Here is a 20,503-nt window from a genome sequence, read left to right as displayed (position 1 = left end):
TCTCGACCTCAGCCGCCCATCTGCGCCATGTCGTGCGTCATGGGCATCATGTTGGTGTTCAGGTGGTACATGACCCACAGCGAACCCGACAGGGCGATGACCACCACGATGATCGTGAAGATCAGCGCCAGCATGATCCAGCCGCCCTCGGACTTGGAGTTCATGTGCAGGAAGTAGATCATGTGCACCACGATCTGCACCACGGCGAAGCCCATGACGATCAGGGCCGTCGCCTGGGTCGGCAGGACGCCGGTCATGACCAGGGCGAACGGGATGGCCGTCAGGATCACTGACAGCACGAAGCCGATCATGTAGCTCTTGAAGGAGCCGTGATTGTGCCCCTCGTGGCCCAGGTGGTCGGTCTCGTGAGACTCCGGCGAATGGTCGTTCATGTCGGCGCTCATCGCAGCATGCCCAGCAGATAGACGAAGGTGAAGACGCCGATCCAGATGACGTCCAGGAAGTGCCAGAACATCGACAGGCACATCAGGCGGCGTTTGTTGGCGGGGATCAGGCCCTTCATGCTGACCTGAACCATCAGCGTCACCAGCCAGATGATGCCGAAGGTGACGTGCAGGCCGTGGGTGCCCACCAGGGTGAAGAAGGCCGACAGGAAGGCGCTGCGTTGCGGCGTCGCGCCCTCATGGATCAGGTGCGCGAACTCGTAGAGTTCGATCCCCAGGAACGCCAGGCCGAACAGGCCGGTGATCGCCAGCCAAACGAGCGTCTGACGCTGCTTGTTTCGATCCATCGCCAGCATGGCGAAGCCATAGGTGATCGACGAGAACAGCAGCATGGCGGTGTTGATCGCCACCAGCTCCAGGTCGAACAGCTCCTTGGGCCCCGGCCCGGCGGCGTAGTTGCCGCCCAGCACGCCAAACACGGCGAACAGCATCGCAAAGATGAGGCAGTCGCTCATCAGATAGAGCCAGAAGCCCAGCATGGTGCTGGAGCCTTCCTCGTGGTGCGGCTCCTCTTCCAGGTGGAAGACGGTCCGGTCGATCTCGGTCGCAGTCGCGCTCATGATCAGGCCTCCGTTCCGGCCAGGGCGCGGGTGCGCGCCTCTTCTGTCGCGCGGACCTCATCCTCGGGGATGTAATAGTCGCGCTTGTAGTTGAAGGTATGGCCGATCGAGACGGCCAGCACCCCGATGAAGCTGATGGCGGCCAGCCACCAGATGTACCAGATCAAGGCCAGCCCCATCACCAGGCACAGGCCCGAGATGATGATCCCCGCCCCGGTGTTCGAGGGCATGTGGATCGCCTTGTAGCCGCTCAGCGGACGCTGATAGCCCTGCTTCTTCATGTCCCACCAGGCGTCGGCGTCATGGACGTAGGGCGTGGCGGCGAAGTTGTAGGCCGGCGGCGGCGACGAGGTCGCCCACTCCAGCGTGCGGCCGCCCCACGGGTCGCCCGTGGTGTCGCGCAGCTTGTCGCGGTTGATGATCGACACGGCGAACTGGATGAACATCGCCGCGATGCCCAGGGCGATGACGCCGGCGCCGATGGCCGCGATGACGAACCAGATTTGCAGCGAGGGATCGTCGAACACCCGCATCCGGCGCGTCACGCCCATCAGGCCCAGCACATACAGCGGCAGGAAGGCCAGCCAGAAGCCGGGCACCCAGCACCAGAAGCTGATCAAGCCCCACTTCTTGTCCAGCTTGAAGCCGAAGGCCTTTGGCCACCAGAAGTTGATCGCCGCGAACAGGCCGAACAGCACGCCGCCGATGATGACGTTGTGGAAGTGGGCCACCAGGAACAGCGAGTTGTGCAGCACGAAGTCGGCCGGCGGCACCGCCAGCAACACGCCCGTCATCCCGCCGATCACGAAGGTCAGCATGAAGGCGACCAGCCACATCATCGGCAGCTCGAACCGGATGCGCCCACGGTACATCGTGAACAGCCAGTTGAAGATCTTCGCGCCCGTCGGGATCGAGATGATCATCGTCGTGATGCCGAAGAAGCTGTTCACCGAGGCGCCCGAGCCCATGGTGAAGAAGTGGTGCAGCCAGACCAGGTAGGACAGGATCGTGATGACGACCGTGGCGTAGACCATGGAGGTATAGCCGAACAGCTTCTTGCCCGAGAAGGTCGAGGCGATCTCCGAGAAGACGCCGAACAGCGGCAGGATCAGGATGTAAACCTCGGGGTGACCCCAGATCCAGATCAGGTTCACGTACATCATCGGGTTGCCGCCGAAGTCGTTCGTGAAGAAGTTGGTGCCGACGTAACGGTCCAGAGTCAGCAAGGCCAGGACGGCGGTCAGGACCGGGAAGGACGCCACGATCAGTACGTTGGTGCACAGCGAGGTCCAGGTGAAGACCGGCATCTTCATCATGCCCATGCCGGGCGCGCGCATCTTCACGATGGTCGCGATCAGGTTGATGCCGGACAGTGTCGTCCCCACCCCCGCGATCTGCAGCGCCCATATGTAATAGTCGACGCCGACGCCGGGACTGTAACCGATGCCCGACAGCGGCGGATAGGCCAGCCAGCCGGTGCGCGCGAACTCGCCCACGAACAGCGAGGCCATGACGATGATGGCGCCGGCCGTGGTCATCCAGAAGCTGAAGTTGTTCAGGAAGGGGAAGGACACATCGCGCGCGCCGATCTGCAGCGGCACGACATAGTTCATGATGCCCGTCACCAGCGGCATGGCCACGAAGAAGATCATGATCACGCCGTGGGCGGTGAAGATCTGGTCATAGTGGTGCGCGTTCAGGTAACCCTCGGACCCGCCGAAGGCCATCGCCTGTTGCAGGCGCATCATTATGGCGTCGGCGAAGCCGCGCACGAACATGATCAGACCCAGGATCATGTACATGATCCCGATCTTTTTGTGGTCCACCGTGGTGAACCATTCCTTCCAGAGATAGCCCCACAGCTTGAAATAGGTCAGGGTGCCAAACAGGGCGAGACCGCCCAGCAGCACGACCGACATGGTCACGACCAAGATCGGCTCGTGCAACGGCAGAGCCTCAAGCGTGAGGCGCCCGAAGATTAGCGGAATGAGTTGATCAGCGTTCATCGACTTGGTTCGCTCAGGCGTTGGGGGCGGAACGGACGTCGGTCGGAACCGGCCCCGTGGCGAAGGGATTGCGGGCCAGCGTCGTCAGCGAGGCCATCGGTGTCTGACCGGGCGACAACCCCTGCCCGGTGAGGCGCTCCAGGCTGGTCGGTCCGGCGACCGTATCCAGTTCGGCGCGGCGCATGCGGTCGGCGGCGGCGGCCTCGGCCTGCAGCGGGGTGCAGATCGTCATGACGTAGCTGTCGTTGGAGCCGAAGTAGGCGGGCGATTTTCCGCGACCGGCGTATTTGTCATAGACCAGCGGCATGGTGTTGCGCACCGACGCCATGGACAGGCCGCCCTGTTTGTCGATGGCCATCATCTCGCCCATGCACATCTTGCCCGGCTCGACGCACATGTTGAGGATCGCGTCCCACAGCGCGCCATCCACGGCGCCGAAGCGCATGACCGGCACCTTCTCGCTGGGCTTTTCCAGCTCCAGATAGCGATCGCGGTCCAGCGTCCGGCCGCCCTGGCGAACGCCGGCGATCCATTGGTCGAACCCGGACTGATCCAGGCCGTGGAAGGCGAAGCGCATGTGCGAGAAGCCGTCGCCGGAATAGTTGGCCGAGAAGCCTTCATATTCGCCCGGACGATTGATGACGGCGTGCAGCTTCGTTTCCATGCCCGGCATGGCGTAGATCTGACCGGCCAGGGCGGGAATGTAGAAGCTATTCATCACCGAGGACGAGGTGATGTGGAAACGGATCGGACGGTCAACCGGCGCGGCCAGTTCATTGACGGTGGCGACGCCGTATTGTGGGTAGATGAACATCCACTTCCAGTCGAGCGCGACGACGTTGACCTGCAACGGCTCGACGCTTTCCTCGACGGCCTGGCCCGGCTTGATCCGGTCGATCGGACGGTACGGGTCCAGCAGGTGCGTGCCGGCCCAGGTCAGGGCGCCCAGGCAGATGATGATCATCAGCGGCGCGGCCCAGATGACCAACTCCAGTGACGTGGAGTGGTCCCAATCGGGACGGTAGTCGGCCTCGGCCTCCTTGTTCGACGCCCGATACTTCCAGGCGAAGAAGACGATCAGACCCATCACTGGCACGATGATGATCAGCATCAGCAGGGTCGAGATCATCAGCAGATCGCCCTGCTGGGACGCGACGTCGCCGGCAGGGTTGAGGACGACCAGGTTGCAGGCCGACAGCAGGGCCACGATGGGCGCGAGCAAAAGAAGGCGCAGACGGCGCAAGGCGGATCCAATCGAAAAGCGTCGGGCGAAGGGGAGGCGCCGCGACGGTTGGCGTTCGTAGGCGGCGGGATACTCAGCTTCAATCAGGAACGACATTGGGCAATATGTCCTATCCTCACGAGGCCGCTTTCATCGCAAAGGGCGCCCGGTCATAATGCGGCGACCTGCCGTACGGCCGATAATTCAGTCTCACACGGAGCGACCAAGCCCATGTCCGCCTCGACGACCCCTTCGTCAGAGTCGCTGGAACGCGACGCCGCCGCCCTTCACACGGGCCATGGCAAGGTTGACGCCGGCGAGATCGCCATCGGCGTCATTATCGGCCGAACTTCCGAATTTTTCGACTTCTTTGTTTACGCCATCGCTTCGGTGGTCGTTTTCCCGCAGTTGATCTTCCCCTATGCGGGCGCGGTAGGCGGCACCCTGCTCTCCTTCGCCGTCTTCGCCCTGGCTTTCCTGGCTCGGCCGCTGGGGACCGTCCTGTTCATCGCCATCGACCGCAAGTTCGGACGCGGCGCCAAGCTGACGACCGCCCTGCTGCTGCTGGGCACCTCGACCGTGTCGGTCGCCTTCATCCCCGGATACGAAAGCATCGGCATGTGGGCGCCGGTCTTGCTCGCCCTGACCCGTATCGGCCAGGGCGTCGCCCTGGGCGGCACCTGGGACGGTCTGGCCTCGCTGCTCGCGCTGAACGCGCCCGAGAAGAAGCGCGGTTGGTACGCCATGATTCCGCAACTCGGCGCCCCCATCGGCCTGCTGGTGGCCTCGGCCCTGTTCGCCTTCTTCCTGAACACGCTGTCGGCCCCCGACTTCCTGGATTGGGGCTGGCGCTATCCGTTCTTCGTCGCCTTCGCCATCAACGTCGTGGCCCTTTTCGCGCGCCTGCGCATCGTAGTGACGCCGGCCTTCCAGAAGCTGTTCGAGACGCGCGAGCTTCAGCCCACGCCGATCAGTCAGGCACTGCGCGACGAAGGCCCCAAGATCGCCATCGGCGCCTTCGCTCCGCTGGCCAGCTTCGCCATGTTCCACATGGTCACCGTCTTCCCGCTGTCGTGGGTGTTCCTGTTCACCAAGGAAACGCCGGTCCGCTTCCTGCTGATCGAGATGGTGGGCGCCGTTTTCGGCCTGCTGGCCATCCTCGCATCGGGCATTCTGGCCGACCGCTACGGCCGCCGCACCTTGCTGGCGATCACGGCTGCCGGCATCGCCGCCTTCTCCGGCTTTGCGCCGCAACTGCTGAACGGCGGCCCGGTCGGCGAGCTGACCTTCATGATCTCCGGCTTCATCCTGCTGGGCCTGTCGTTCGGGCAAGCCTCTGGCCCCGTGGCGTCCAGCTTCAGCCTGACGAACCGCTACACCTCCTCGGCCCTGACCTCGGACCTGGCCTGGCTGTTCGGCGCGGGCTTTGCGCCCCTCGCGGCCCTGTGGATCTCCAGCCAGTTCGGCCTGATCGCCGCCGGCGCCTATCTGCTGTCGGGCGCCATCTGCACCCTCGTGGCCTTGTGGCTGAACCGCGAATTGGCCCGCAGCTCCTCCGACAAGGACCGCGCCAAGACGGCCTGATCTTTCAGATCACACACAAACAGACACGGCCCGCAGTCGCCTGCGGGCCGTGTTGCGTTTGGGGCAGATCGTTGTGAAGTGCAGCGGCAGCTTTAGTTGGCGCGGCTGTCCGTCGACGGCTTGAAGGTGGTGTCGAAATGACAGCCGTCCTCGTAGCGTGGAGCCGCCACCTCACACAGCGTGGCAACGTCAGCGGGCGTCGGCTTCACGCCCTCGTCCAGCCACCGCATCATCGCCTGGAAAAGACCGACATACTCTGGCGGCGACAGGCGGCTATGTTCGGACTCGTCTGTGAACGTCTGGACCAATAGGTCCGATCGTCCCGCCGCGGCGACAGTTTCCCTGTAAAGCGCGTCGTTGGAGACAAAGGCCGTAGCATCATTCTTGGCGTGAATTGTCAGCGTCGGCGCCACGATCAGACCGCTGAGATCCGCGTCGTAGGCCAAGCGCGCCACACCCATCGGATCAGCCGCGAACCGCTGAACGCCAGCGTTCAACGCCTCGTCGTCGTGCGAACCCTGATAGACCGTATGGCTGTTGTCGAAGGGGTTCAGCCCGTCAAGACGGCGCAAAACCATGTCGCGGAACAGGAAGGTCGCCCAAGCCAGATGCGGAACCAACTGTTCCTCGTTCACGCCCGTCACGGCCAGGATATCCGCCAGATTGCGCTTCTGCTCAGCCGACCTCTCAGCAAGCGGCAGGCCCACGCCCGTGCAGGTTTTGACCCGCTCGGCCAACTGCGCCCGGCTCAGATCGCTGTCTAGCGGCAGCCCCTGCCACAGCGGATACTGGGGCTCGTTCGGAAGCGGATGGTTATTGCAGTAGAACTGATACACCGCTCTCAGATCGGCGCGGAAGCGGTAGGTGCGGGTCCCGCCGCCGATTACGCCGTTGGTTAGGACCGCACCGTCCCAAACCACCTGTCCCTCGGCATCGCGCGCGTAGAGCTCAGCCGTCTTGGCCGCGACATTTCCGCCCCAGGACTGGCCATGCACCAGAGTTCGACGTGGCTTGCCGAAGGCGTTCCAGAAAATCTGGCGCAGATCGTCCGTATCTTCCGCCGCCATCCGTACGCCATAGCCGGCACGGCGATAGGTCGAGCCCGCCCAGGCGAAGCCTTCCTTCACCGTCATGGAGAACCGCTCCATGTCCTCCAGCGGATCGTTTGGTTCTGGTGCGCTGGTGCGGGGTCCGCCATGCGCGTGAACGATCAGGGCGCCATTCCAGTCCTGAGGCACGGCGATCCAATAATAGCCGCCTTTAACCGCCCTGCCCGACCAGCACCGCGTCTGCTCCGGCACGACGTCCGGGCAATCGGCTGGCGCGGGCGCAGGATCGATAGCCGCCGCGACGGCCGTCTGCGTTTCCTGCGCCTGCGTCATCGGCGCGATGCCGGCCCAGGCGGCGACCAGCGCTCCCAGAGATCGAACGATACGGTCGGCCATCGCGCCTCTCCTTTCTTAGAACGTCTTGGAGATGTTGGCGTACCAGTAGCGGCCGTAGGGATTGTAGAGCGCGCCCAGATAGCCCGACGAAGTCAACGGCGGCTGCTCGTCAGTGATGTTGCGAGCCCCCAGGCGAACCGTTGTGCCGGACGCAAAGCCGACGTTGTCGCCGAACTCATACTGACCATACAGATTGCCGGTGATCTGGCTATCGACCTGCCAGGGATCGCCTTGGGCGCTGAGGAAGCCGGTTTCGGTGACGGCGCTGTTGTATTGGGTGAATGCGCCCACCTGCCATGGCCCTTGCGACCAGGTGAACGAGCCCGTCACACGCCATTCCGGCCGGCCGTTGCGAGCCAACAGGGTCTGAGAGATTGGCAGCGGCGTGTTCGCATTGATCTGGCCGGCTTCACGCGCTGCGAACAGCGACTCGACCAAGGGGCCGGGAGAACGGTCGAACTTCGTCAGATGCGCCGCATTCACGCTGGCGCGGAAGTTGCCCCACGGCGTACCGCGCAGCCGCCATTGAAGACCGATGTCGAGCCCCTCCACCGTCTGTGGCAGCAGGTTTATGAACTGGTCTTCGACCGAGACGATCTGTCCGACAGGAGTGATTCCGCTGCCCTGGAAGAAGGCGACGTCGTCGGCCGTCACCGCAGCCCGGTTGACGTTGTCGTTCCGCGTGCCGTTCAGGATGTTCAGGTAGTCCAGCACGACGTTCGACTGCGCGCCCAGCAGACCGACGATCTTCTCCTGCTCGATCTTCCAGCGGTCGAGTGTGAAGGTGAAGCGGCCGAACTGCTCGGGAATGAACCAGGGCTGCAAAACCAGGCCTATGGACCGGTTGGTGCTTTCCTCGGGCTGAAGCTCGGGATTGCCCGACACTAGCAGCGAGGCGCTGGCGGGTTGCGAACATTGGTTAAAGTTGGTGATCCGACCCAGGCGCAGATCGGCCTCGCAGCGGATATAATCGTTATTAGTCGACAGCCGCCCATACTGCGCCGCGTTGGTCTGTTCCAGGTTCGGGGCGCGGAACCCCTCGGAATATGAGCCTCGGACGCGGACGCCCTCGACCAGGTCCCAGGCCATGGCGATCTTGGGCTTGGCCACATCGCCGAAGTCGGAATAGTGCTCGTATCGGCCGGCCAGTTGGAAATCGAGACTGCGAACAAGCGGGATGTTCATCTCCGGCGAAACGACAGGCACCGCAAACTCGACATAGGCCGAATAGACCTCGCGCTTGCCGTAGGTATCGGGGTTTGAACTGACCGCAGCGATGTTGGATTGGCTGACCTCGCCCGACACGCTGTCGCGGAAGACGTTGGTGCCGTCCAGATCGGCGTCGCGGTCGTCACGCTGGGTCTCACGGCGCGCCTCGACGCCTAAAGCCATGCCGACAGGTCCGCCCGGCAAGGTGAAGACATCGGGACGGCTGACCTTGAAGTCCCACAGCGCCAGCGTCGTCTTGGACACCCGCGTCAGATCGGTGGTGATAGCGTCGATCGCGGCCTGAGAACTGGGCGTGCAGTCGCCGAAGCTGGTGTCGTTCACACAGCCGCCGCTGAAGGGATTGTAGGCGTCGGGCGTCGACAAGGCGAGATTGGCCTGAAGCGCGGTCAGATTGACGGCGTTCGAGCTGTCGGTGGCTTCGGCTTCCGAATACAGCAGCGCGCTTTCCCAATCGAAGCCGCGCCATTCGCCCCGCAGGCCGCCCAGGAATCGGGACTGCCAGTTGTCGACATCCACTACCTGGGCGCCCAGATCGTTGAAGCGATACCGAACCAGCTTAACGGCCGTCCCGGCTGTGGGGACGTTTGTCAGGCCAGCGAGACGATTGGGATTGCGCGTGCCGTCGGCAAAGGTGACGGGACCGAACGGATTCCAGTAGTTGCTGGCTGGAATCCAGAGCGGGTTCAGCAGGATGGTGGGCGGCTGAATATTCTGGGTCGACGCCGTGTAATAGCCGAGTTCGCCAAAGGCCGTGACGCCGTTGTCGAGATCGTAGTGACCCGACACGAACAGGTTCAACCGTTCGATATCCGGCGATTGGGTGGTGCCCCGCGCCCCGTCGTAGCGCAACTCGCGGCCAGCGCCGCTGTAGCTGATGTTGCCGCTGGCCAAGCAGACGTCGCCGCCGACCGGCGCGGTGCAGCCGAAGCTGGAAGGCTGATTGTGGAAGGCCCCGGCGCCTGTCGTTAGGGCCGTCGTGCCTCGACGGACCTGGAATGGCGTCTGGAAGTTGGCCCAGGCTGTATAGGAAGAGCGCCCGTCGGTGTCGGTCGAATTCTCATATCCCGCCACGTTGGCGAACAGGCTGCGGCGGTCGTCCGAGGCGGTATAGGGCTCGTCGCTGGCCTGCTGGGCGGTGCGGTTGGTGTAGTCGAGGAAGCCCGACACATTGCCCCGCTCGAAATCCTTGCCGGCGAACATTCCGAAGGTGAACTCTCGGCGATGCGTGCCCTCCGCGCCGCCGTACTGGGCCTTCATCTCCAAGCCATCGAAATCCTGCTGAAGCACAGTGTTCACGACGCCCGCGACGGCGTCCGCGCCATAGATGGCGGCGGCGCCGTCCAGCAGAACCTCCAACCGCTCCAACCCCGAGACCGGAATGGCGTTGGAGTTATAGCTGAGCACCGGCACCGTGCCGGTGTCAGACGTCCCTTGGCTGGTGGGGTGCTGAACGATCCGACGTCCGTTCAAAAGCACCAGGGTGTTGCCCACCCCGAGCGAGCGCAGATTGACCGAGTTGACGTCGCCTCGCGCTGCGTTCGAGGTTTGAGGATTGTTGGCGCTGGAGAACAGCACATCGCCCATCTGGGGAATGGACCGCAGCAGATCATCACCGCTGACGGCGCCGGTCGCGATGATTTCTTCCTGTGTGACGACGGTCACCGGCAGAGCCGCCGTGGTGGAGGCGCCGCGGATTTGAGAGCCGACGACGACGATGTCCTCGACCTGCGCCGCCTCACCCTCCTGCGCTGGCGTGGATTGAGGCGTGGCGTCCTGAGCCAAAGCCGCTCCCGCCGAGATCAGCAGGACAGCCGAGGCCGCGCCCGCCATTAGTGCGAACTTGGATTGCATCTTCATGTTTCCTCCTCCCGGGCCGTCGTTATGTCGGCGGTCCCGTCATTCAAAAGTCGTTCTCGCCGTCAGTCCTTGGCGAGAACCAGATCGTCTCCAGGCCCCGCCGCAGGGTCGGGCAGCGCCGCCACCGGCAAGGGATGTCCGTCCAGCGCAGCCGCGAGAGCGTCGCGATCCAGCGCGTTTTCCCAGCGGGCCACGACGATGGTGGCCACGGCGTTGCCGATGAAGTTGGTCAGGGCCCGGCATTCGCTCATGAAGCGGTCGATGCCCAGGATCAGCGCCATGCCTGCGACTGGCACATCCGGCACGACCGACAGGGTCGCCGCCAAGGTGATGAAGCCCGCGCCCGTGATGCCCGCCGCGCCTTTTGAGCTGAGCATGGCGACCAGCAGAAGCGTGATCTGCTGCCAGATTGTGAGTTCGATGTTCAGCGCCTGAGCAATGAACAGAGCCGCCATCGTCATATAGATATTGGTGCCGTCCAGATTGAACGAATAGCCGGTCGGCACGACCAGGCCGACGACCGACTTGGCGGCGCCCGCGCGTTCCATCTTGGAGATCAGGCTGGGCAGGGCCGCTTCTGAACTGGAAGTGCCCAGCACCAGCAGAAGCTCTTCCTTAAGGTAACGGATCAGCTTGAGAATATTGAAGCCGTTGGCGACGCCCACCAGCCCCAACACGCCCACGACGAAGATGATCGCAGTGACGTAGAAGGTCACGATCAAGGCGGCCAGATTGGCGATCGATGCGATGCCGTAGGCGCCGATCGTAAAGGCGAAGGCTCCGAAGGCGCCGATGGGCGCGGCCTTCATCACGATGGCGACCAGCTTGAACACGGCAAGGCTGAGGGTCTCGAACAGATCGACCACCGGCTGGGCCCGATCTCCCACCAACGCCAGGGCGAGGCCAAACAGGATCGACACGAACAGAACCTGCAGGATGTTGCCGGTCGAGAAGGCGCTGACCAGCGTGTCGGGAATGACGCCCATCAGGAAGCCGACGATCGTGCTCTCGTGCGCGGCCGCCGCATACTGCTCGACGGCGCCGGCGTTCAACGTCGCCGGGTCGATGTTCAAGCCATGGCCCGGACGCACTAGATTGGCGATGATCAGGCCCACGATCAGAGCCAGAGTCGAGAAGACCAGGAAGTAGGCGAAAGCCTTGGCGGCGACGCGACCGACGCTGCCAAGATCACGCATGCCGGCGATGCCGGTCACGATGGTCAGGAAAATCACCGGCGCGATCACCATCTTCACCAGTTTGATGAATCCGTCGCCCAGCGGCTTTAGGCTTTCGCCGAATGTCGGCCAGAAGTGACCGATCAGGGCGCCGAGCGCGATGGCGATCAGCACCTGGAAATACAGGTGGCGATAGAACGGCCGGCGAACGACCGGCGCGGTCTCTGACGGGACTGAGATCACGAAGGGCTCCTGGTGTGCGGGGGTGATCCCGCAGTCTCCTCGATGGGCGCGATCTTCGCCACGCTCCGTTGGATAGAGCTTCCAACGAGAATCCTCATTGCGAAAGCGATTGATCCAACCTTTCCATCTCTCTGAAAATTAGGCACTTTCCGGATAGTCGTGAGGATCGGTTGAGATATCTGTGCGGTTTTTCACCCAAAAGGCTGGCCCTGTCGTGCGATTATTCGCACACTGCGAACGTGCAGCATTCACCGGTCACAGACTCGGCTCGAAAACCTTGGCGCTCCCGTTGGCTGGTAGCGACAGCGTGCTGGTTCATGATCGCAGCCTTGGCGGCTCTCGGCGCGGGCGAGGTCGCTCGGCGTAATGCCAAGATCGAGCTGGCTCGACAGACAGAGGCGGCCGCCGCCTTGCACGCGGCGGTGCTACGCAGCGAACTGGAGAAGCACCGCTCCCTGCCGCTGGCGTTGGCGAGCGATCCCGACATCGCCGCCCTGCTGAGCGCCGCGCAGACTGCCAAGGGCGATCCTGTCAGCCTTAAACTGGAGACTTTGGCGCGTCAGACACGGGCCGCCGCCATCTATATCATCGACGCCAACGGCCGGACCCGCGCCGCCAGCAACTGGCGCCTGCCGACCAGTTTCGTCGGCGCCGACTATGGGTTTCGCCCTTATTTCATCAACGCCATGCGCCAGGGCCAGGCGGAATTCTTCGCCTTGGGCACCGTGTCAGGCCGACCCGGACTCTATCTGGCGCGGCGTGTTGACGGGTCGAGCGGCTCCGCCGTGGGCGTCGTCGTGGTTAAGGTCGAGTTCGCCGCTCTCGAGGCCGAATGGCGCGCGTCAGGCGAGCCGGCCTATGTTGTCGATCCCGGCGGCGTCGTGTTGATCACCAGCGTGCCGGCATGGCGTTTCCGCACCACAGAAGCGCTGGACGAACGTCGGCGGCGGCTGACATTGACCGATCAGACGCTTGAACCCGAGGCGTTGCGCCCCCTCCCCTTCGCAACGCCTCCCAATGATCGACCGCGTCTGATCCAGGCTCCAGTCGATGGCCGCGAGCAGCGCTGGATGCATGCGGCGATCCCAACGGAGACGCCCGGCTGGACTCTGCACCTGCTGTCGCCCGATCGCGGATCCATTGGGACGGCCGTCGCAACCGCGCGGGCGCTTGCGGCCCTGATCGTCACCCTGCTGGCAGGCGTCATCGTCGTGCTCCTGCGTCGTCGCCATCAGGCCCTTGTCCGCGCCCGTGCCGAGGAAGAAGCGCGGCTGGAACTGGAGAGGCTGATCGACGAACGCACCCACGAGCTTCGTAATGCCAACGCCGCCCTCAATCGCCAGATCGAGGAACGCCGCCAAGCCGAAACCGCACGCGAACTGCTGCGTGACGAGTTGGTTCAAGCCAGCAAACTCGCCGCGCTGGGGCAGATCGTCGCCAGCGTGGCGCACGAGATCAATCAACCCGTCGCCGCAATCCAGACCCAGGCAGAGACCGCCGGCGTTCTGCTTGACCGCGACGACCCCGCCAAGGCGCGTGGAGCATTGGCGCGGATCAGTGACCTGACCCAACGCATCGGGGCCATCACCGAAGGCCTCAGGGTCTTTTCCAGAAAGTCAGATCCCAAACTCGGCATCGTCCGTCTTGAGGACGCCATCCACGGCGCCTTGCTGCTGACGCGCGGCCGATTGGACGAGGGCGGCGTCGAATTGATCCGTGAGGGCGACGCAGACGTCACCGTGCGCGCCGACCGTTTTCGCTTGGAACAGGTGATCGTCAATCTGGTCAAGAACGCCTCAGAAGCGCTGGAGGGCTGCGATCGGCCACGACTAACGCTGAAGGTCTCGCGCGATAAGGACCGTGTTCGATTGAGCATTTCCGACAATGGTCCAGGCGTCCCGCCCGCTGTGCGCGCCCAACTGTTCACGCCCTTTGTCACCACACGCGCAAATGGGCTCGGCCTGGGTCTGGTCATCTGTCGAGATCTGATCGCCGGGTTCGGTGGCGAGCTCGACTTGGTCGAAGAGGACATCGGAGCGACCTTTGTCGCCACCTTGAGGATCGCGTGATGGAATTTGCCCGCCCCACTGCCGTCGCCCTGATCGAGGACGACGCCGATTTCCGCCATGCCTTGGTCGAGCGTCTGACCCTAGAAGGTTGTGACGTTCGCGCTTTTCCAGGGGCGGAACCCGCGCTGAGAACGATCGATGCCGATTTTCCGGGCGTCGTGATCACCGACCTGCGGATGCCTGGCCTTGATGGCCGCCAGTTGCTCAGCCGCCTGCAAGCGTTGGACGCCACCCTGCCGATCATTATGATCACTGGCCATGGCGACATCACCGACGCCGTCGCAGCGATGAAGGACGGCGCCTACGACTTCGTCGCCAAGCCCTTTCCGTTTGAGCGCCTTCAAGACAGCTTGAATCGCGCTCTGGAAAAACGCGGTCTGGTCCTGGAAAACCGTCGCTTGCTGGCGATGGCTTCGGACAGTGGACAGGAGTTGCCCCTGGCCGGATCGTCTCGCGCCATCACCGCCCTCCGCGCCACCATCGCTCAGATCGCCGACGCCCGAATGGATGTGCTGATCGAAGGCGAAACCGGAACAGGAAAGGAGGCCGTTGCGCGCGCCCTGCACAACGGCGGCCGGCGACGATTGGCGCCGTTCGTCGCCGTCAACTGCGGCGCCCTGCCTGACGGGCTGATCGAAAGCGAACTGTTCGGACACGAACTCGGCGCCTTCGCCGGAGCCTTGCGCCGCCGGGTCGGGCACGTCGAACGCGCACACAACGGCTCATTGTTTCTGGACGAGGTCGAGAGCATGCCTCTGGCAGTTCAGGTCAAAATTCTGCGCGTCCTAGAGGAACGCGAAGTCCATCCCATCGGGGCCAACGAGCCCCGCGCCTTAGATTTGCGTGTCCTGGCGTCGTCAAAGATCGATTTGGGCGAAGCCGCGCGCGCGGGCGCTTTTCGCGAAGACCTCTATTACCGTCTGAACGTGGTGCGGCTCCGCGTACCGCCTCTGCGCGAACGGCGAGAAGATATTCCCCTGCTGTTCGCCCACTTCCTGCGTCGCGCGGCGGACCGCCACGGCGTCGACATTCCCTCTATGAGCGACAGCGTAAGACGCCTGTTGGTCGAGGCCGATTGGCCCGGCAATATCCGCGAACTGGCGCATTTCGCCGAACGCGTCGCCTTGTCACTCGATGATAACACTCGCGCGTCCGATGACAGCCTCAGTCTTCCCGACCGCGTCAACCGATTCGAAGGCGAACTGCTGCGCGACGCGCTACAGTCCCATCGTGGAGACATATCCGCAGTGCTCGCCGAAATGCAGGTTCCGAGAAAGACGCTGTACGACAAGCTGCAGCGGCATGGCCTGAAGCCCGCCGATTTCCGCTGAGACGCCCGACCATTCTGGTTTAAAGCGGTGGCGTCTCAGCCTTTCTCCGCCGAGCGGAAGAAATCTCGCTGCCTGCCCATCGGTCCCACATCTGGAAATACAGACCGTAGTTGCCGTTGAAGCGTTTGTGGTGCGCGTCGTGGTGGGTGGCGGTGATCATCCAGCGTAGCGGGGCGCGTTTCAGCCAGGACGCGGGCCAGACTTCGCGTCCGGCGTGGTTCAACACGGCGGTTGCGGTCATCAGGGTCAACAGCGCCAGCGCTACGCCCCAATGGATCGGTATGAACAGGGTCAGGGCCGGCAGGAACCAAGCGGTGGCAATCGCTTCGGCCGGATCGAAGGCGAAGGAGGCGAAGGCGCTGGGGTCGCGCGACCGATGATGCTCGGCGTGGGCCCAGGGGAAAATGCGCGGATGGTGCAGCCCGCGGTGAACCCAATAGTAGAAGGCGTCGTGGGCCAGCATGTAGACAATGAAGCTGACGGGCAGCCACCACAGCGGCCAGTCATGAAGATCGTCGTAAATCGCCGTCCCGCCGCGCTTCCAGAGCTCGATGACGAATGCAGCCGGCAAGGCGTAGATCGGGCAGGCGATCAGGGACGCGATGACTTCGGCGCGGATTCGTTTCGCCGCCGGCGGCCTGTGGTTCAGCTGACGCCCCCGTCCCGCTCCGCCCCACAGCAAGCCATGCGTCACAATGCCAACCAACAGATAGCGCACGCCAATGATCAGGCTGAGCGCGAGGGTGGTGACGAACAGGTCCTTCAACATGGGCGCACAGACGGCGAAACGTCGCGCCGGGTCAAGTCGTGACGCGCGGTCCGTAAAGCGCCTATGATGGGTCATGTCCTGGCCGACGATGATCCTGCTGTTCCTCGCCACCTTCCTGGGGATGGAGGTCTTCGCCTGGGCGATGCATCGCTATGTCATGCATGGCCTGCTGTGGACCTGGCACCGCAGCCATCATGAGCCGCACGACGACGTGCTGGAGAAGAACGACCTGTTCGCGGTGGTTTTCGCCGCCCCGGCCATCATCTTTGTGGCTCTCGGGTTGCACGTCTGGCCTTGGATGCTGCCGATCGGCATGGGCGTTACGGCCTATGGACTGGTTTATTTCTTCTTTCACGACGGGCTGGTGCATCGCCGTTTCCCGACGGGGATCGCGGGCCGCTCGGGGTTCTGGACGCGACGCATTCAGGCCCACCGGCTGCATCACGCGGTGCGGACACGCGAGGGCTGCGTATCGTTCGGCTTCCTGTGGGTGCGTTCGGCGCGCGCGCTGAAGGCCGAACTGTCTCAGAAACGCGGCGCTTCCAGCAACGGCGCCTGAGCCAGGGCGGCAAGGTCCGCCGATCCGGTGCAGAAGCAGGTCAGCCGCAGTTGGGCCGCCATCAGATCCAGATGATCCACCACGGCCTCGGTCGACGTCAGCGCCGCCTCGAGCACGCCCGCCGCTTGGCCGACCAGACAGGCGCCCAGCCGGATCGCGCGCGCCGCATCCAGCCCGTCACGGATGCCGCCTGACCCGATCAGATCCAGGTCCGGCGCGGCGTGGGCGCAGTCTGCCAGGCTCCGCGCCGTCGGTACGCCCCAGCCGGCGAAGGGCGCGGCCAGCGCTTCCGCCCGCCCGCCCGTCGCTCGTGCGCCCTCGATCAGGCCCCAGTTGGTGCCGCCTGCTCCGGCCACATCCAACGCAGCGACGCCCATGTCCGCCAGGCGACGCGCCACCGCGCCTGACAGGCCGGCGCCCGTCTCCTTGACGATCAGACGCCCCGGGAAAGCCTCCGCAACCTTCTCGATGCCTCGCGCCACGCCGCGCCAGTCGCGATCGCCCTCGGGCTGAACGCCTTCTTGCAACGGATTGAGATGCAGGATCAGGGCGTCGGCGCCGATCATCTCCATGGCCCGCCGCGCCTCGTCGACGCCATAACCCAAGGCGAACTGCACGGCGCCCAGGTTGGCCAGGATCATCGCATCCGGAGCCCGGCGTCGCAGGTCCAGCCCCAGACCCAGACCGCCGTTCGTCTCCAGCGCCACACGCTGCGAGCCGACCGCCAGAACCACGCCCAGGGACTGGGCCGCCTCAGCCAGCCGCGCATTGATCGCCTCGGCCCGCGACGGCCCGCCGGTCATCGAACTGATCAGGAACGGCAAGGCGACCCGTCGCCCCAGAAAGCGTGTCGCCAGATCGATGGCGTCGTGATCCAGATCCGGCAGGGCGTCATGAACGAAACGGACGGCGTCCAGACCCGATGTCGTCTGGCTGACGCCTCGTCCGGCCCGCACGTGGTCGATGTGTTCGTCCTTGCGCCGGATCAAGGCATCGGCGTCGGTGGACATCGCAAACGGCTCCTGGCGGGTTGCATCCGACGCGGTCGTGATGCCGTATGGCATCATAAGGGTTCGGCGCGTGGTCGCAACGCGACGTCGACGACAATGGGAGATCTGTATGGCCATCGTCGGCATCCGGCGCCAACCGCCTCTGGCGGGCGCATCCTGCGACCCCGACGATCTGCGCCTGCAGGTTCAGGCGCGTCTGGCCGACGTCGCCCCGGCGCACGATGGCCTGCTGTCCACAGCGGCCCGCGAGGCCTTGCTGGGACAGGGAAAACGCGTCCGGCCGGTGCTGGCCATGCTGGCGGCGGCGCATGTCGGGGGAGAGCCTGAAGACGCCCTGGACTACGCCTGCGCGTTGGAAATGGTCCATGCCGCGTCGCTGGTTCTGGACGATCTGCCGTGCATGGACGACGCATCGCTTCGTCGGGGCCAGCCGACCCTGCACCGGCGCCACGGCGAGGATGCGGCGGTTCTGGCGGCCGTGGCTCTGTTGAACCAGGCGACGCGTCTGGTGCTGCGGACCCCGGCGCCGGCGGAAGCGCGTCTGGCGGCCCTGGACCTTTTGACGCAGGCGATCGGCTTCGAGGGTCTGTCCGAAGGTCAGATGCGCGACTTGCGCGACGACGCGAAGGATCGCGACGAAACCGCCCTGCGCCAGATCAACGATCTGAAAACCGGCGCCCTGTTCGTCGCCACCGTGCGCGGCGGCGGTCTGCTCGGCGGCGGCGACGCGCAGGATCTGGCGCGGCTGTCGGTCTTTGGGGAGGCGATCGGCTTCGCCTTCCAGCTTTGCGACGATCTGCTGGATGTCTGTTCGACCGTCGATGCGGTCGGCAAGGATGTGGGCCAAGACGACGACACCACCACCTTCGTCGATCTGTGGGGCGAATGCCGGACTCGCGCGGCGGTGCGGCAATCCTTGGCCAAGGCGGTCGAGGCGGTCGGCCATGACAGCCCCCTGGCCCTCTACGTTCTGGACCTATTCCAGCAGGCCGAACTTGGGGTCTGACGTCGCGCCGGCCTTGTCGCTGAGCGGGATCGATGCGGGCTACGACGGCCGATCCGTGCTGAGCGACTTCAGCCTCAGCATCGCTGCGGGCGAGGTCTACGCCCTGCTCGGGGCGAATGGTGCGGGCAAGTCCACGGTGGCGCGTGTCGCTTCGGGTCTGCTGCCCGCGCGGCGCGGGCGTGTCGTCCTGGGCGAAAGCGGCGGGCCACGCGGACGCATCGGGCTAGCGCCGCAGGACAGCGCCCTGTTTCCGGCCCTGTCGCCGCGCGAGAACGTCGATGTGACGGCGCGGCTATGCGGCGTGCCCAAGCGTGATCGCGGCGCCGCCGTGAACCGCGCGCTCGACCTGACCGGCTGCGGCCCGCGCGCGGACCAGCCGGTGCGCACATTGTCCGGCGGCTGGAAGCGGCGCGCCAACCTCAGCGCCGCCTTGGTCGGACAACCGCGTCTGCTGATCGCCGACGAGCCGACGGAAGGGGTGGATGCGACAACCCGCAGCGTCCTGTCCACGGCCCTGCGCGAAACCGCAAAGGCGGGCGCCGGCTGTCTGCTGATCAGCCATGACGCCATCTTCGTCGCCGATGCGGCCGACCGGATCGGCGTCCTGGCGCAGGGGCGTCTGCTGGCCGAAGGCGCGCCGAACGCTCTGCTTCATCGCGCCTTTGGCTCAGCTCGGCTGCTCAGCATTCGCCTGACCCGAGCCGCGTCGGACCCCGCCGCCCAATGGTTCGCCCAGGCGGGGCTGACCGCGTCCGAGGACGGGCTGGAGTGGCGGCGGCTCTGCGATGACGCGTTGGCCATCGCCCAGATGCTTGCCGCCGTGGTCGATGGCGAGGATGGCGAGGTCGCCGTGCGACGCCCCGGCTTGGACGACCTGGTCGCACAGCTGTCGCAGACGCCGTCATGATGGCGGTGGCGGGCGCCTGGGCGAAAGGGTTTTGGCGCGACCGCGCCGGCGTGATTCTGACCCTGCTGTTGCCACCCCTGGTCTATCTGCTGTTCGCAGCGATCTTCGGCGCGGGCGCGCGCGGCGACATCGACACCACCGTCGTGCTGCACGACGCGTCGCGCACGCCCGCGACGGCAGCGATCCGCGAGGCGGTGTCGAAGGACATGGGCGATCGTCTTCGCATCGTCGAAGATCTCGAGGCTTTCGACCGCGCCGTCATCGACGGTCGCGCTGACGCCGGCATACTGATTCGTCCCTCGACGCAGGGACCGCCAAAACTGGTGATCGTTTCCGCCGCCGGCCGGGACGTGGCGGCGTCGGCGCTTCAAGCGCGGCTGGAACCGATGGCCGCCGCCCTGTCGGGGCAGGTCGCACGACCCGCGCCGCGCGTTCAGACCCTGCAGATCGGGCCCCAGGGTGATGTGCAGGCGACCTATTATGCGGGCGCGGTCAGCGTCATGTTCGTTTTCTTCGCCGCCATGCACGGGGCCATGGGCGGGTTGGACGAGCGGCGATCCGGCCTCCAATCACGCCTGGCGCTGGCGCGCGGCGGCCTGGGGCCCATCCTCGTCGGGCGGGCTGCCTGGCTGACGGCGGTCGGCGTGATGCAGTCGGCGGCGGTCTTTGTCGCGGCCTGGATCAAACTGCCCGCCCTGGAGCCCTGGCAGATGGCGGCGGCTGTGGTCACCGCCTTGTCGGTCGGTTTCTGCGCCGCCGGCCTGGCCCTGGCTCTTACGTCGGCGTGTCGATCGCGTGAGCAGGCCCAGCCGCTGACGACCTTCGTCGTGCTGCTTCTGGCCGCTCTGGGCGGATCGATGGCGCCGCGCTTTCTGATGCCCGAAGCCTTCCGCGATCTCGGCTGGATCACGCCCCACGCCTGGGCCATCGAGGCCTATCAGGCCGTGATCTGGCGGGGCGAGTTCACCTCGACCGTCATCGCTGCCTGGGCGGTCATGGCCAGTCTGGGCGCAAGCGGCCTTGCGATCGCCCTGATGTTGGAGCAGCGGCGCGCGGCTCGCTGATC

15 protein-coding genes and 1 pseudogene are annotated in these 20,503 nt (G+C 64.9%); 7 read left to right on the top strand and 9 right to left on the bottom strand.

The window, feature by feature from the left end; translation table 11 throughout:
* Positions 1–8 precede the first annotated feature (8 nt).
* Genes cyoD through cyoA form a run of 4 tightly spaced genes read right to left on the bottom strand, consistent with a single transcriptional unit; the run spans position 9 to position 4,273 of the window.
* Complete coding sequence (gene cyoD / locus BLR19_RS01620; protein WP_082465001.1) at positions 9–404, bottom strand: cytochrome o ubiquinol oxidase subunit IV; 396 nt, start codon at positions 402–404, stop codon at positions 9–11.
* Positions 401–1,024, bottom strand: a complete 624-nt coding sequence (gene cyoC, locus BLR19_RS01615) for a cytochrome o ubiquinol oxidase subunit III (protein ID WP_091746437.1) — start codon at positions 1,022–1,024, stop codon at positions 401–403. Before cyoC ends, cyoD begins: the two co-directional genes overlap by 4 nt.
* A 2-nt stretch (positions 1,025–1,026) precedes the next feature.
* Positions 1,027–3,030 (bottom strand): cytochrome o ubiquinol oxidase subunit I, encoded by a 2,004-nt coding sequence (gene cyoB / locus BLR19_RS01610; RefSeq protein ID WP_091746434.1) that lies wholly within the window; start codon positions 3,028–3,030, stop codon positions 1,027–1,029.
* A 13-nt stretch (positions 3,031–3,043) separates the two neighbouring features.
* Positions 3,044–4,273: a ubiquinol oxidase subunit II gene (gene cyoA, locus BLR19_RS01605; protein WP_255366370.1), complete on the bottom strand. Its 1,230-nt coding sequence runs from the start codon at positions 4,271–4,273 to the stop codon at positions 3,044–3,046.
* Positions 4,274–4,483: 210 nt separating this feature from the next.
* Between cyoA and BLR19_RS01600 the strand changes: the two genes are divergently transcribed.
* On the top strand, positions 4,484–5,836 hold the full coding sequence (locus BLR19_RS01600; RefSeq protein WP_055804843.1) for an MFS transporter: 1,353 nt from the start codon (positions 4,484–4,486) through the stop codon (positions 5,834–5,836).
* 92 nt (positions 5,837–5,928) lie between these two features.
* Here BLR19_RS01600 and BLR19_RS01595 read toward each other — a convergent pair whose 3' ends face one another.
* From BLR19_RS01595 to BLR19_RS01585, 3 genes are all read right to left on the bottom strand, one after another.
* The gene (locus BLR19_RS01595) at positions 5,929–7,281 is read right to left on the bottom strand and encodes a hypothetical protein (RefSeq protein WP_091746430.1); all 1,353 of its coding nucleotides are present in this window, start codon (positions 7,279–7,281) and stop codon (positions 5,929–5,931) included.
* Between the two features lie 15 nt (positions 7,282–7,296).
* Positions 7,297–10,368 (bottom strand): TonB-dependent receptor domain-containing protein, encoded by a 3,072-nt coding sequence (locus BLR19_RS01590; RefSeq protein WP_091746424.1) that lies wholly within the window; start codon positions 10,366–10,368, stop codon positions 7,297–7,299.
* Between the two features lie 62 nt (positions 10,369–10,430).
* Positions 10,431–11,783 (bottom strand): dicarboxylate/amino acid:cation symporter, encoded by a 1,353-nt coding sequence (locus BLR19_RS01585; RefSeq protein ID WP_091749030.1) that lies wholly within the window; start codon positions 11,781–11,783, stop codon positions 10,431–10,433.
* 320 nt (positions 11,784–12,103) lie between these two features.
* Between BLR19_RS01585 and BLR19_RS01580 the strand changes: the two genes are divergently transcribed.
* Positions 12,104–13,855, top strand: coding sequence for an ATP-binding protein (locus BLR19_RS01580; protein WP_091746421.1), 1,752 nt, complete (start codon positions 12,104–12,106; stop codon positions 13,853–13,855).
* Complete coding sequence (locus BLR19_RS01575) at positions 13,855–15,186, top strand: sigma-54-dependent transcriptional regulator (protein ID WP_091746418.1); 1,332 nt, start codon at positions 13,855–13,857, stop codon at positions 15,184–15,186. Before BLR19_RS01580 ends, BLR19_RS01575 begins: the two co-directional genes overlap by 1 nt.
* Positions 15,187–15,205: 19 nt before the next feature.
* On the opposite strand, the gene BLR19_RS01570 is transcribed toward BLR19_RS01575, so the two are convergent.
* Positions 15,206–16,030: a sterol desaturase family protein gene (locus BLR19_RS01570; protein ID WP_255366369.1), complete on the bottom strand. Its 825-nt coding sequence runs from the start codon at positions 16,028–16,030 to the stop codon at positions 15,206–15,208.
* Between BLR19_RS01570 and BLR19_RS01565 the strand changes: the two genes are divergently transcribed.
* Positions 16,029–16,514: a sterol desaturase family protein gene (locus BLR19_RS01565; RefSeq protein WP_091746411.1), complete on the top strand. Its 486-nt coding sequence runs from the start codon at positions 16,029–16,031 to the stop codon at positions 16,512–16,514. The genes BLR19_RS01570 and BLR19_RS01565 overlap by 2 nt on opposite strands.
* Positions 16,515–16,558: 44 nt before the next feature.
* Here the strand turns inward: BLR19_RS01565 and fni are convergent.
* Positions 16,559–17,524 (bottom strand): annotated as a pseudogene (gene fni / locus BLR19_RS01560) (type 2 isopentenyl-diphosphate Delta-isomerase); the annotation flags it as partial.
* Between the two features lie 109 nt (positions 17,525–17,633).
* On the opposite strand from fni, the gene BLR19_RS01555 reads away from it, so the two are divergent.
* The 3 genes from BLR19_RS01555 to BLR19_RS01545 are packed head-to-tail and all read left to right on the top strand — an operon-like array spanning position 17,634 to position 20,501.
* Positions 17,634–18,530: a polyprenyl synthetase family protein gene (locus BLR19_RS01555; RefSeq protein ID WP_176758251.1), complete on the top strand. Its 897-nt coding sequence runs from the start codon at positions 17,634–17,636 to the stop codon at positions 18,528–18,530.
* Positions 18,520–19,437, top strand: a complete 918-nt coding sequence (locus tag BLR19_RS01550) for an ABC transporter ATP-binding protein (protein ID WP_176758250.1) — start codon at positions 18,520–18,522, stop codon at positions 19,435–19,437. The genes BLR19_RS01555 and BLR19_RS01550 overlap by 11 nt, the downstream gene beginning before the upstream one ends.
* On the top strand, positions 19,434–20,501 hold the full coding sequence (locus tag BLR19_RS01545; protein ID WP_091746401.1) for an ABC transporter permease: 1,068 nt from the start codon (positions 19,434–19,436) through the stop codon (positions 20,499–20,501). The genes BLR19_RS01550 and BLR19_RS01545 overlap by 4 nt, the downstream gene beginning before the upstream one ends.
* Positions 20,502–20,503: the final 2 nt, after the last annotated feature.

Source organism: Brevundimonas sp. 374 (assembly GCF_900102995.1).
Lineage (GTDB): Bacteria > Pseudomonadota > Alphaproteobacteria > Caulobacterales > Caulobacteraceae > Brevundimonas > Brevundimonas vesicularis_C.
Note: the sequence above shows the minus strand (reverse complement) of the source record. Positions and strands in the feature narration are given on the sequence as shown.

Bases quoted from the DNA above. Each gene is read 5' to 3' on its own strand.
- cyoD (WP_082465001.1), bottom strand. From the start codon at position 404: ATGAGCGCCGACATGAACGACCATTCGCCGGAGTCTCACGAGACCGAC.
- cyoC (WP_091746437.1), bottom strand. From the start codon at position 1,024: ATGAGCGCGACTGCGACCGAGATCGACCGGACCGTCTTCCACCTGGAA.
- cyoB (WP_091746434.1), bottom strand. From the start codon at position 3,030: ATGAACGCTGATCAACTCATTCCGCTAATCTTCGGGCGCCTCACGCTT.
- BLR19_RS01600 (WP_055804843.1), top strand. From the start codon at position 4,484: ATGTCCGCCTCGACGACCCCTTCGTCAGAGTCGCTGGAACGCGACGCC.
- BLR19_RS01595 (WP_091746430.1), bottom strand. From the start codon at position 7,281: ATGGCCGACCGTATCGTTCGATCTCTGGGAGCGCTGGTCGCCGCCTGG.
- BLR19_RS01590 (WP_091746424.1), bottom strand. From the start codon at position 10,368: ATGAAGATGCAATCCAAGTTCGCACTAATGGCGGGCGCGGCCTCGGCT.
- BLR19_RS01580 (WP_091746421.1), top strand. From the start codon at position 12,104: ATGATCGCAGCCTTGGCGGCTCTCGGCGCGGGCGAGGTCGCTCGGCGT.
- BLR19_RS01575 (WP_091746418.1), top strand. From the start codon at position 13,855: ATGGAATTTGCCCGCCCCACTGCCGTCGCCCTGATCGAGGACGACGCC.
- BLR19_RS01565 (WP_091746411.1), top strand. From the start codon at position 16,029: ATGTCCTGGCCGACGATGATCCTGCTGTTCCTCGCCACCTTCCTGGGG.
- BLR19_RS01570 (WP_255366369.1), bottom strand. From the start codon at position 16,030: ATGACCCATCATAGGCGCTTTACGGACCGCGCGTCACGACTTGACCCG.
- BLR19_RS01555 (WP_176758251.1), top strand. From the start codon at position 17,634: ATGGCCATCGTCGGCATCCGGCGCCAACCGCCTCTGGCGGGCGCATCC.
- BLR19_RS01545 (WP_091746401.1), top strand. From the start codon at position 19,434: ATGATGGCGGTGGCGGGCGCCTGGGCGAAAGGGTTTTGGCGCGACCGC.